General features: G+C 69.5%; 10 protein-coding genes. 4 read left to right on the forward strand and 6 right to left on the reverse strand.

Annotated elements, in window-relative coordinates; genetic code table 11:
• Positions 1 to 127 precede the first annotated feature (127 nt).
• Positions 128 to 3,253 carry an ATP-binding protein gene (locus tag ACIHAO_RS23325; RefSeq protein ID WP_396561010.1) on the forward strand — a complete coding sequence of 1,042 codons (3,126 nt, stop codon included), beginning with the start codon at positions 128 to 130 and terminating at the stop codon, positions 3,251 to 3,253.
• Positions 3,254 to 3,281: 28 nt separating this feature from the next.
• Here ACIHAO_RS23325 and ACIHAO_RS23330 read toward each other — a convergent pair whose 3' ends face one another.
• The 5 genes from ACIHAO_RS23330 to ACIHAO_RS23350 form a co-directional block, all read right to left on the reverse strand.
• Entirely contained in the window at positions 3,282 to 4,133 is an 852-nt protein-coding gene (locus ACIHAO_RS23330) for an ABC transporter permease (RefSeq protein WP_396561012.1), read from the reverse strand.
• The gene (locus tag ACIHAO_RS23335; protein ID WP_396561014.1) at positions 4,130 to 5,110 is read right to left on the reverse strand and encodes an ATP-binding cassette domain-containing protein; all 981 of its coding nucleotides are present in this window, start codon (positions 5,108 to 5,110) and stop codon (positions 4,130 to 4,132) included. Before ACIHAO_RS23335 ends, ACIHAO_RS23330 begins: the two co-directional genes overlap by 4 nt.
• 23 nt (positions 5,111 to 5,133) lie before the next feature.
• Positions 5,134 to 5,685: an NADPH-dependent FMN reductase gene (locus ACIHAO_RS23340; RefSeq protein ID WP_396561016.1), complete on the reverse strand. Its 552-nt coding sequence runs from the start codon at positions 5,683 to 5,685 to the stop codon at positions 5,134 to 5,136.
• 166 nt (positions 5,686 to 5,851) lie between these two features.
• The gene (locus tag ACIHAO_RS23345) at positions 5,852 to 6,751 is read right to left on the reverse strand and encodes an ROK family protein (RefSeq protein ID WP_396561018.1); all 900 of its coding nucleotides are present in this window, start codon (positions 6,749 to 6,751) and stop codon (positions 5,852 to 5,854) included.
• A complete protein-coding gene (locus tag ACIHAO_RS23350) occupies positions 6,748 to 8,160 on the reverse strand; it encodes an APC family permease (protein ID WP_396561020.1) in 1,413 nt (470 codons plus the stop codon). The genes ACIHAO_RS23345 and ACIHAO_RS23350 overlap by 4 nt, the downstream gene beginning before the upstream one ends.
• A gap of 215 nt (positions 8,161 to 8,375) precedes the next feature.
• Here ACIHAO_RS23350 and ACIHAO_RS23355 point away from each other — a divergent pair, with 215 nt between their 5' ends.
• Positions 8,376 to 8,882 carry a hypothetical protein gene (locus tag ACIHAO_RS23355; RefSeq protein WP_396561022.1) on the forward strand — a complete coding sequence of 169 codons (507 nt, stop codon included), beginning with the start codon at positions 8,376 to 8,378 and terminating at the stop codon, positions 8,880 to 8,882.
• Positions 8,879 to 9,802, forward strand: coding sequence for a hypothetical protein (locus ACIHAO_RS23360; RefSeq protein WP_396561024.1), 924 nt, complete (start codon positions 8,879 to 8,881; stop codon positions 9,800 to 9,802). The genes ACIHAO_RS23355 and ACIHAO_RS23360 overlap by 4 nt, the downstream gene beginning before the upstream one ends.
• 6 nt (positions 9,803 to 9,808) lie before the next feature.
• Here the strand turns inward: ACIHAO_RS23360 and ACIHAO_RS23365 are convergent, their stop codons facing one another.
• Positions 9,809 to 10,717 carry an alpha/beta hydrolase family protein gene (locus tag ACIHAO_RS23365; protein ID WP_396561026.1) on the reverse strand — a complete coding sequence of 303 codons (909 nt, stop codon included), beginning with the start codon at positions 10,715 to 10,717 and terminating at the stop codon, positions 9,809 to 9,811.
• Between the two features lie 109 nt (positions 10,718 to 10,826).
• Here ACIHAO_RS23365 and ACIHAO_RS23370 point away from each other — a divergent pair, with 109 nt between their 5' ends.
• Positions 10,827 to 11,906, forward strand: coding sequence for a DnaJ domain-containing protein (locus tag ACIHAO_RS23370; protein WP_396561028.1), 1,080 nt, complete (start codon positions 10,827 to 10,829; stop codon positions 11,904 to 11,906).
• Positions 11,907 to 11,989: the final 83 nt, after the last annotated feature.

Raw genomic sequence — 11,989 nt, forward strand, 5'->3', positions numbered from 1 at the left:
TTTCCGCCGCGGGAGGTTCCCGGCGACCGGGAGACCTCGGTCACCGTAGGTCACAACGGACCGGAGACAACGCCTGACAGCGGGTGCGCGTCGTGGGATTGTCGGACCCTACTGGGAGGATTCGGACATGTCAGCCGTACTCATCGGACGCGACCATCCCGCGGGGGTTCTCCGCGCGGAGATCGCCCGTGCCGCCGAAAGCCACGGCGGGCTGGTGCTGGTCACCGGCGAGGCCGGGATCGGCAAGACCACGCTCGTCACCGGCGCCGCCGAGGAGGCGAAACGCCTCGGTGCCCTGGTGCTCAACGGGTCCTGCTGGGACTCGGCCAGCGCGCCGGGCTACTGGCCGTGGACCCAGGTGATCCGCGGGCTGCGGCGCGCGGTCGGGCAGGGGCGCTGGGCCGCGATGGCCGACAGTGAACTGGACGTTCTGCTCGGTGAGGCCCGCGGCGACGGTGCGGCGGACGGCTTCCGGCTGTACGACGCGGTGACGAGCGCGCTGGTGGCCGCCTCCCAGGATCAGCCGATCGTGGTGGTGCTCGACGATCTGCACTGGGCCGACGCCGCGTCGCTGCGGTTGCTCGAGTTCGCCGCGCAGCACACCTGGTTCGAACGGTTGCTGCTGATCGGCACGTACCGGGACGTCGAGGTCGAGGCGACCGATCACCCGCTTCGCTCGCTCATGCTGCCGTTGCTCGCGAAGGCCACTTCGGTCACGCTCACCGGCCTCGAACCGGACGAGGTCGGCGCGCTCATGGCCAGGACTGCGGGCACGGCGCCCGACGACGCGCTGGTCGCCGAGGTCCACCGCCGCACCGGCGGCAATCCGTTCTTCGTCGAGCAGACGGCGCGGCTCTGGCACAGCGGCGGTTCCGCGGAGACCATCGCGCCCGGCGTGGCCGATGCCCTGCAGAGACGGCTTTCCCTGCTCCCCCAACCTGTTCTCGGTCTGCTGACCACCGCCTCCGTACTCGGCAGGGAATTTCACCGCAGGCTGCTCGCCGGCGTGGCCTCGGCGCCCGTGCCCCAGGCGGACCGGCTGCTCGACCAGGCCGTCGCGGCGCGGCTGGTCGTAGTACACGGGCAAGGCCGGTTCGCCTTCGCCCACGACCTCGTCCGCGAGACGCTGTACGCGGCCCTGTCCGAACAGGACCGCCGGAAAAAGCATGCCGCGGTCGTCGCGGCGGCCCGCGAGTCACCGACGTCACGGGACAGGCTCTTCCCCGCGGACATGGCCCGCCACGCGCTGCTCGCCGGACCCGAACTCGATCCGGACCAGGCCATCGACCTGTTGCTGGCCGCCGCGGTCGACGCGACCGGCCGCATGGCGGTCGAGGAGACGACCACGCATTACCGGCGAGCGATGGAGATCGCGGAAGACCGGCGGAAGCAGGCGGTCATCGCCCTCGAACTGGGCGCGCATCTGACCCGCCACCACGAGTCGGACGAGGGCAGGCAGGTCCTCGACGAGGTCTCCACGCTGATCCACGAACTCGACGACGACGATCTCCTCGCCAGGCTGGCGCTGACCCTGGTCCGCGCCGATCACAAAAGCCTCCGGATCGACGAGACGGTCAAGGTGCTCACCGAAGCGCACGCGCGGCTTTGTGGCCGCGAGCCAGGGCAGGAACTCACCGTCGAGGAGATGACGCAGGAACTGTCCGCGCGCATCATGATGACCGCCCGCGACCACGAGGACGATTCGGCTCTGCTGTTCGGTCTGTGGGCCCGGCACGACGCGATCTGGGGGCCGGGAAGCGCCGCGGAACGGGAACGGCTCACCGACGAACTGGTCGTGGTCGGCCGTCGCACGGCGAACCCGGAACTGGAGCACTACGCGGCGTCGTTCAAGTGGGTGGCGCTGCTCGAACAGGGCGATCCGCGCTATTTCGAGCAGTATCAGGAATTCCTCGCCCTGGCGAGCACCGGCCGCGCGCCGAGTTCGCAGCTCGCGTCCCGAATCGACCAGAGCATCATCGCCACGCTCCAAGGCCGGTTCACCGAAGCCGAGGCGTACATCCAGCAGGTGATCTCGTGCCACGAGGGGGATGAGCATCCCCATTTCGGTGACCTGGACCAGTTGCAGCGGTGGGTCCGGTTGTGCCTGGAGGGACGGTTCGACGATCTCGCCGGCTTACACCGCGAGATCGCCCGCAGCGGGTACTCGTACAGCCGCGTGCTGGAGGCGATCACCGCTGCCCACCGCGAGGACGTCGGGGAGGCCGTGCGGCTCACCGATCTCGCGGCCGACGCGAAACCGTACCCTCGCGATCTGGAAGCGTTGTGGCTGCGCTGTCAGGCGCAGACGGCGGCGGTCTCGCGCGATCCCGAACGCTGTGAAGCCGCCCGCGCGCTGCTCGCGCCCTACAGCGGGGAATGGCTGGTTTCCCTGTACGGCTGCGAGATCTCCGGCCCGGTCGACCTCTGGCTCGGCAGGCTCGATCTGGCGCAGGAACGCTGGAACGACGCGGTGGACCGGCTTCGCGGCGCCGCGCTCTCCGCGGACCGGCTGCGGGCCACGGTCTGGGCGACCGAGGCCAAATCCTGGCTGGGGGCGGCTTTGCTCGGCCGGAACCTCGAAGGCGACGCGGCGGCCGCGGTGACCCTTCTGTCCGAAGTGGACGAAGAAGCCACCGCCTTCGGCATGCGGCAGGTCGTGGCCAGAGTGGCGCGGACGCGGAACAGCGCGCGGACGCCGGCCGCCCCCGCCGCCGAGTTCCGTCGCGACGAAGCCGTGTGGACCTTGCACTTCGACGGCGTCACCACCCGCCTTCCGGACTCGAAAGGGTTGCGGGACCTGCATTTCCTGCTCGGCAGGCCGGGTTCGGAGGTGGCGGCCGTCCGGCTGCTCGACCCCGCGGGAGGCGAGGAGGTCGTCGCCGCGAAGAGCCTCGGCGGGGACGCCGTCCTCGACGACGAGGCGAAGGCCCGGTATCGCGCGCGGCTGGACGAACTCGACGAACTGATCGACACCGCGACCGAGTTCGGCCAGGACGCGCGCGCCGCGGCTCTGGACCGTGAACGCGACGCGCTGCTCGCCGAACTGCGGTCCGCGGCCGGGCTCGGCGGCCGCACCAGGCGGCTCGGCGACGAGGCCGAACGCGCCCGCAAGACGGTGACCGCCCGCATCCGCGACACCCTGCGCAAACTCGACGAGCTGCATCCGGCGCTGGCCGCGCACCTGCGCGCGTCGGTCACCACCGGTTCTTCGTGCCGCTACGCGCCCGAAGACAAGGTCCCCTGGCGGCTGTGAGCCGCCAGGGGACCTTGTCACCCCCAGCTCATTTCCGGTTGTAGAGCCGCATCGTCAACGTGCCGAAGATCGCGAGGATGACGCCGCCGGCGATCAGCACCCAGGTGATCTCGCCGCCGTCCCAGTCGCCGGACATCATCGAGCGGACCGCCGCGACCACGTGGGTCACCGGGTTGACGTCGACGAAGGCCTGCAACCAGCCCGGCATCGTCTTCGGGTCGACGTAGATGTTGCTGAGGAAGGTCAGCGGGAACAGCACCATCATGCTGACGCCCATCACCGACTTCTCGCTGCGCAGCAGCAGGCCGAACATCGTCCAGATCCACGAGAACGCGAACGAGAACGCCAGCAGCAGGAGGATCGCGGCGGCCACGCCACCGAACCCGCCGCCGGGACGGAAGCCCATGATCAGTCCGACGCCGAGGATCACCACCGAGGCGATGAGGTAGCGCAGCATGTCGCCGAGCAGATAGCCGACCATCGCCGACGGCCGCCAGATCGGCAGCGTGCGGAACCGGTCGAACACGCCCTTCTCGATGTCGGTGTTCACCGAAATCCCGGTGTACATGGTGATCATCAGGATGCTGCTCGCCATGATGCCCGGCAGCACGAACTGCAGGTACTCCGTCGGCGAACCGGACAGCGCGCCACCGAACAGGTAGGTGAACATCAACGTCATCATGATCGGGAACGCCGTGACGTCGAACAGCTGCTCGGGCACGTGCTTGATCTTCAGCATCGCGCGCCACCCGAAGGTGACCGAGGCCGACAGCGCGCTCGGGCGCTGAGGACGGTTCTTCGCGATCAGGACCGCGGCCAGGTCTTCGGGCTTCGGTGCCGCGAGAACGGGTTCGTTTTCTGTGACTGCCGTGGTGCTCAAGCTGCACTCTCCTCAGGCGTGGCGGTGCGGTCGGTCAGGGCCAGGAAGACCTCGTCGAGGCTCGGCTGGCCGAGGGAGAAGGTGTCGACGATGATTCCCGCGCGGGCGAGTTCGCCCAGCGCGTGCGAGGCGTGTTCGGCGGCGCCCTGTTCGGTGCTCTCGCCCGAAAGCCGCGCGGTCAGCGCGACCGGGTCCGGTTCGAGCACCACCTGCGCCTGCAGGGTGCGGACGAGCAGCGCTTCGGCTTCGGAACGCTGGTCTGCCTCCCGCAGCCGGACGTGGACCGCGCCCGCGCCGACCGACGCCTTCAGCTGCCCCTTGGTGCCTTCGGCGATCACCTTGCCGCGGTCGATGACCGCGATCCGGGAAGCCAGCTGATCGGCCTCGTCGAGGTACTGCGTGGTCAGCAGGACGGTGGTGCCGTGCCGCACGATCGCGCGCACGATGTCCCAGACCTGGTTGCGGCTGCGGGGATCGAGCCCGGTGGTCGGTTCGTCGAGGAAGAGCACGTCGGGGGTGTTGAGGATGCTCGCGGCGATGTCGATCCGCCGCCGCATCCCGCCGGAGTAGTTCTTCACCTGCCGCCCCGCGGCCTCGGTCAGCCCGAACGCCGCCAGCAGTTCGGCCGCCCGCGCGCGGGCGGCCGGTTTGCGGTGCCCGGTCAGCCTGCCGATCAGCACCAGGTTCTCGGTCCCGGTCAGGTCCTCGTCGACCGAGGCGTACTGCCCGGTCAGGCTCACCATGGACCGGACCGCGTCGGCCTCGCGGACGACGTCCTTGCCGAAGATGCGCGCTTCGCCGCCGTTGGGGCGGAGCAGGGTCGCGAGCATTTTCACCGCGGTGGTCTTGCCGGCGCCGTTCGGTCCGAGGACGCCGTACACGGTGCCCGCGGGGACCTTCAGGTCGATCCCGTCGACCGCCCGGTTCTCCCCGAACACCTTGACCAGCCCCGAGGCTTCGATGGCCAGTTCACTCATTTTCGTTTTCCTTTCAGAAGCTTTCAGCAGACGTAGGGACGGGTGGCGCGTGCTTCGCGCAGGGCGAGGCCCCACCAGACGAGTTCGTCGAGCAAGGTGGTCACGGCCTGGCCTTGCCCGTCGGTGTCGAAGGTGCCGTCAAGGAGGTTGAAGGCCACGCTGTCGCGCATGGTCACCGTGTGCAGTTCGGTGAAGATCGTGCGCAGCTGCTCGACGGCGTAGAGACCCTGCGAGCGGTAGCCGTAGGAGACGAACCCGACCGGCTTCGCGCGCCACTCGTCGTAGGCGCAGTCGATCGCCTGCTTGAGCGACGCGGGGAAGCTGCGGTTGTACTCGGGGGTGACGACGACGAACGCCTCGGCCTCGTCGACCAGCCTCGCGAATCGCTTCATGTCGGCGGACGGCGGTTCCGGCAGCCCGGCGGGCAGGTCGAATTCGACGAGGTCGAGCACTTCGGTGACGAGGTCGTCCCGCTCTTCCGCGCGGCCGGTGAACCACTTGCCGACGGCGTCCCCCACCCGCCCTTCGCGGACGCTGCCGATGATCACCGCGACCCTCAGCGGACTGTCGTCCATGACCGACCTCCTCTCTCGCCTCACCCCTTAGGCGCGAGAAAGCCGCCGGGCCTTCGCTAGATCGGATCTAGCGAAGGCCCGGCGGCTTCGGTCGGTGATCGCGATTCGGCACCTGAACGCGATGTTTACCTGGCGCAACTATCGCAACCAGGTGCCGAATCGCGGGTTACGCGGCCAGCGCGATCGCGATCGCGCCCAGCAGGGACGCGTCCTGGTCGAACTTCGCCGCCACCAGCTCAGGTGGGAACGGCACGGCCTGCGCCAGCCGCTCTCGCAGCGCGGGCAGCAGAACGTCGGCCGAGCGCACCAGTCCCCCGCCGACGGCGATGCGCCGCGGGTCGAGCGCGATGGCGAGGTTCGCGACGTGCATCGACAGTTCGTCGAGCGCCGCTCCGACCAGTTCCTTGGCCTGTGCGTTTTCCCTGGCGAGGCCGAACAGTTCGCCCGCGGTTACCGGGCGGCCGAGCAGCACACTCGCCCGGCCGCCCAGCCCACGCCCACCGACGGCCTCTTCCAGCGGCGCCGCTCCGCCGGAGAACCCGTCGGTGTCCTGTGGCGAGCGGAGGTTGTACCCGATCTCGCCCGCAGCTCCGTTGGCGCCTGCCAGCAGCCGGCCGCCGACCAGGACCGCCGCGGCGATCCCGGTCCCCAAGGAGAGGAAGACCGCCGGATCGGTGTCCGCCAGCGCCCCCCACCGCCATTCCGCGAGCGCCGCCGCCTTGGCGTCGGTGCCCACCTCGATCGGCACGCCTTCGAACTCCGCGGCGACGAGTTCACGCAGCCGCAGTTGCTCCCAGCCCGGCACGTTGGGGGCCAGCAGGATGCGGTCCTCCAGCACGATGCCGGGGCTGACGACGCCGATCGCGACAAGGCTGTCCGCGGCGCCTTCGTCGGCGAGCAGTTTCCGTGCCGCGGCGAGCGCGCGGCTGACCACCTGCCCGGCGCCCGCCTGCGCGTCGGTGTCGAGCCGCCGGGTGACCAGCAGGCTCCCGGCTCTGTCCGCCAGCCCGATCGCGACCTTCGTCCCGCCGAAGTCGATCCCCAGGATCAGTTCGTCCCCCGTCACCGCACGTTCCCCTCTGCTGTCGCCCCCGCGAACGATTCCTGGATTCCCTTGGGCCCGAACGGCCACACGCGCTCCGCCTTCGCGTAGGCGAGGAACGCCGCCACGCCGAGCGCGATCCAGCCCACCGAAAGCCCGATCGAAAGCCAGGTGGCGGAGAAGTAGATGTAGACCCAGCCGAGCAGCGCGACGACCGTCGGGATCGGGTAGAGCCATTGTCGGTACGGCCGCTCCAGTTCCGGCCGCCGTCGCCTCAGCACGACGATCGCCGCGACCTGCGCGAGCGACTGGATGAGCACCAGCACCGTCACCGCCGCGTTGATCACCGCGGTCAGCGTGAACAGCGAGCCGATCGCGGCGATGACGCCCATCGCGAGCACGCCGGCCGTCGGCAGGTTCAGTTTCGGGTGCAGCCTGGCGAACACCGGCAGGAACACCTTGTCGCGCGCGGCCTCGAACGGGACCCGCGAGCCGCCGAGCAGACCGGCGAACACCGAGCCGATCGCGGCGATCACGATGAACACGGTGATGACCTTCGCCGCGCCCGTGCCCCAAGCCTGTTCCAGCACGGTGGAGGCGACCGAAGTGGCGTTCTTCAATTCCTCCAGCGGGACCGAGCCGAGCACGCCGAGCTGCAGCAGGAAGTACAGGCTCATGATGCCGAGGATCGAGAGGATGATCGATCGCGGCAGCGTCCGGCCGGGGTCACGCACCTCCCCGCCGAGGTAGGCGCTGGTGTTGTAGCCGAGATAGTCGTAGATGGCGATGATCAGGCCCGCGCCGAGCCCCGCCCAGAACGCGCCGCCGTCGAACGAGAACGCGCCCGGCGTGAACGCGAACGCTTGCGCGCCGTCGAAACGCGTGAAGGCCGCGACGATCACCGAGAGCGCGGCGAACAGCATGATCGCGAACAGGACGGTGGTCAGCTTCCCGATCTCGCCGATCCTGCGGAACAGCGCCAGCACGATCAGGACGATGACGCCGAGGCCGATGACCTTGCCGAGCCCGGTGGTCCCGCCGTCGTCGGCCACCCCCGGGATCAGATATCCGAGGTATTGGACGAGCCCGATGATGCCGGTGGACATGATCAGCGGGATGAACAGCACCGCGCTCCACGCGAACAGGAACGGCATGAGCCTGCCGGTCCGGGAGCCGAACGCCTCGCGCAGGTACACGTAGGTGCCGCCGGCGCCGGGGAGGGCGGCGCCGAGTTCGGCCCAGATCAGGCCGTCGGCCAGCGCGATGACCGCGCCGATGAGCCAGCCGAACATGGCCTGCGGGCCGCCGAGGGTCACCACCATCGCGGGGATGGTGACGAACGGGCCGATCCCGCACATCTGGGTCATGTTGATGGCGGTCGCCTGGAGCGGCCCGATCTTCCGCTCGAGCCCCGGCAGCGGGGATGAACTCAAAACGCGCCTCCCTGTTAGTTAGTAAAGTTTCTTAACATAAATCACGGCGTGTCGGAAGGCCAGGCGGCGAAGTTGTCGCGTGCCGGTCCACCCCGGACTGCCCGAAAGGGCGAAATCGGCGAAATACGCCCGAACGGCCCAAGCCGGGACGTATCAGGGGGCCGTCGTTCTGCGTCCTTACTCAGAAGGACGTCTTCCCAGGGACGGTGAGGTCCATGAAACGGCTGTTCGGCACGGCTATCACGATCGCCGCTCTCGGGTTCACGGCGGCCTGCGGCGGAACCTCGGCTCCCCGCGACACCGCTCCGGCGGATCTGACCACCGACAGCGAGGTGACGACGGAGACCGCGCCGACGGCGTCTTCCGAAGCGGCCCCGACCGCGCCGGGACCCCGGCGTACCGAGGAACCCCGTCCGCCCGTGGTTCCCGGAAGCCCCATCAGGTACAACAGCGACCTGCTCGGCACCGATCCCGCCACCGCCAAGAACGCGATCGAGCAGAACCTCGCGGACCTCTGCAAGAGTCCACGGCGGTGCGGTGTCTCCGTGCTGATCCCGAACCCGAACGCGGGTGACTGCATCCGCAGTATCGGGCCGAATCCGGTTTCCCCCGGCAAGACGATCAAGATCGTGGCCAGGTCGTGCACAACCGAGACGACAGAGGGAAGCTCCGCTCCCTCGAAGCCGGAAAGCACCGCACCGAGCGAAACCACGGGCGGATGAGCGTCCGGCGCTCACACCGCCGTGGCCTCCGCAGACCCGAGCCCGCCGTCGGCGAGCCGGTGGCCGACCCGTCGCGCGCGCTCAGGCTGATCGGCACCGCGCTGGCCAACACCACCCTGCTCACCGCGTTGCTCTATTACTTCGGGCTCGTCTACACGCAGACGTACTTCATCTACTTCCGCGTGCACTACACGCTGCTCGGCCAGACCCCGGACGAGATCTTCGGGCGGGGCGTCGACGGCATGCTCGTGCCCTTGACCGGCGCGGCGGGCGCGGTGCTGCTCTTCCTGATCCTGACCCGGTTCCTGAAGACGCGGCTCGGCGAAGGCCGCTGGAACCGCCTGCTGCGGATCTGCGCCCCGGTCGCCGGCGTGCTCGGCCTCGCGCTCCTCGTCTCGTCGACGGCGATCGCCCTCGACCCGGAACCCTTTCGCGACCATCCCGGCGCTCCCGGGCTCGGCTTCGCGATCGGCGTCCTGATGGTGCTCTTCGCCTGGCGGCACTGGACCTCGCGCAGCACGGCGAGCGGCCGTTCGAACGTCGCGGAACTGGTGACCGGCTACGTCCTGGTGAGCATCGGCCTCTTCTGGTCCGTCGGCGACTACTCGGGAGCCGTCGGCACCAGCCGCGCCTACGAGGCCTCCTGGGTGATCCCGACGAGACCGGCCGCGACCTTGTACAGCGCGGAAAGCCTCAACCTCACCGCGAACGGTGTCGTTCAGGTGAAATGCGCCGACGCCGAATCGGCGTACAAGTACCGATACACCGGGCTGAAGCTGCTGCTCCAGTCCGGTGGCCAGTACGTCTTCCTTCCGTCGAACTGGCGGGCCTCGACCGGCGTCGCGTTCGTGATCCCGAAGACCGACAAGCTGCGCCTCGAATTCGGCCCGCCCCGATCGGTCCCGCCGCCCGCCTGCTGACGCTCGTCAAGCCAGACGGCGCTCCAGCCACTCGGTGACCGTGTCGTCGACCAGTTTCGCGATCGGCAGCTGCGGCGCGGGTTCGATGCCCGGCTCTTCGGCCAGCGGATGCGCGAGACCGGGCAGCCTGGCCAGGTGGACGTCATCCGGACGGGCGTACCGCTCACGCAGCGCCGCGACCAGGTCGTCGGCATCGGTACGCAGAGCGGGATAGTCGCTCTCGCCGCTGACGAGCAGCAACGGAACCTGCTCGTCCCGCGCCGAGATTTCACCCGATCGTGCGACGAAGTCGAGCTGATCCGCCGCTCGTGCTGCTTCGTCCGTCCACGGATACGCCTGCTCCAGCATGCCTTCGACCAGGCCGATCACCGAACGCGCCCGCACGGCGGGGTTGATCAGGACCGCCGCGCGGACCGGGATCTCCCGCGTGGCCAGGATCGTCAGCGCCACCGCACCGCCGAGTGAACCGCCGACGACGGCCATCCGCGACGAGTCGAAACCGAAGCGTTCGCGCAGTTCGGCCAGCGCGGCGGGGAACTCCAGCGCCGCCTGCGCGACGACCGGGTCGATGTAGGCGAGCATCGCGTCACGCCGGGCCCGCTCGAGCAAGGCGTCCATCGAGCCGTCGACCATTCTCGCGCCGCACAACGGCATTCCGAGGTACACGCGCCACGCCGGCACCCCTGCCAGCGGCAACGCGGCCGCGAACGCGGCGTCGGAACGGGGCGCGTCGATCATGTGCCAAGCGACGACCACCGGCGCGGGACCGCTGACCTCGGCCGATGGCGGCAAGACTGTGAACGGTACTCCCGCGGCCGTGCCCGTGACGGGTTCTCCCACCGCTGTCCTTCCTCGCGTGCTGTCGATCTCCACGATATCCAGGACGCGCGGGAAGCGGACCTCGTTCCGCCACAAGCGAAACAGTATGCCCGCGACGTCACCCCGACGCGCCGCGGAGGTGGTTGCGGGTGACCGGCGGCGGCCGAATATTGTTGCGGCCCGGCCCATTGGAGGTGACCCGCCCGTGCCCGAAGTCGACTACTACGAGGTGCTCGGCGTGGGCAAGGCCGCCTCGGTCAACGAGATCAAGACCGCGTACCGGCGGCTGGCGAAGTCGCATCACCCGGACACCGGGGGTTCCGCGCTCACGTTCCAGCTGGTCCGCGAGGCCTACGACATACTCAGCGATCCGATGCGGCGTGCGGGCTACGACGCGGGCGGGCGCTCCGTGCGCGTCCCGATCCGGCCGCGGCCGCGACGCCGCTTCGGCGAAGAACCGGGCTACGAGCCCGAGCCGGTCGTGATCGATCCGGAAGACCTCGAATGGTGGGAATTCGCCGCACAGGACGGCCGCGTGCGCCACGGACGGCGGCGCGGGCCCGGGCACACCCCGGTCGTCGCGGCGGTCGGCGGGATGGTGCTGGTGCTGCTCCCGGTGCTGACGGGCGTCGGATTCACCGCCCCCACGCTGATCGTCTGGCTGATCCTGACCGCCGGGACCGCGCTGCTGGTGCAACGCCTCGCGCGCGGCTATCTCGCCGCTTCCCGCGCCAAGAACCGGTTCGCCGCCGAATTCGGCGGGAAACGCGTCTTCGGCACCCCCGGCACCGAGACCGACGAACTCGCCGAGCGCCTCACCGCCGATCTGCTGGAGCGCTACCTGACCCGGCTGCCCGGCGCGCGGATCTTCCACGGGCTCTCGTGGCCGGATTCGGTGTTCGCCGACGTCGACCACGCGGTGCTGTGCGGAAAGCGGCTCGTGCTCGTCGAATCGAAACTGTGGCTGCCGGGCCACTACGAAACCGATGACGACGATCGCCTGCTGCGCAACGGCCGCGCCTTCCGCGGCGGTGGGAGCAGACTGACGGAAAGCCTCGCCGAATACCGGCGGATACTGCCGGGCGTCGCGTTGCGCGGTGCGATGATCGTGTACCCGAGCCGGACCGGCGAGATCACCACGGATCACGAGGACCCCTCCCCCGCGCCGCCGATGACACCCGAGCAGTTCCTGCACGAGATCGGCGGCTGGCTGGCTGCCGAGCCGTCCACTGTGGACACGGCGACGATGCGCCTGGTGCGGGACCGGGTCGTCGGCACCGTTTAGGCAGGCAGCCCGCTCATCTCGCCGTGAAGGCCTCCTTACCTACCTTGAGGGTGGTGAAGGAGACCCTCGCTACCCCGATGTGG

Source organism: Amycolatopsis sp. NPDC052450 (assembly GCF_044547565.1).
Lineage (GTDB): Bacteria > Actinomycetota > Actinomycetes > Mycobacteriales > Pseudonocardiaceae > Amycolatopsis.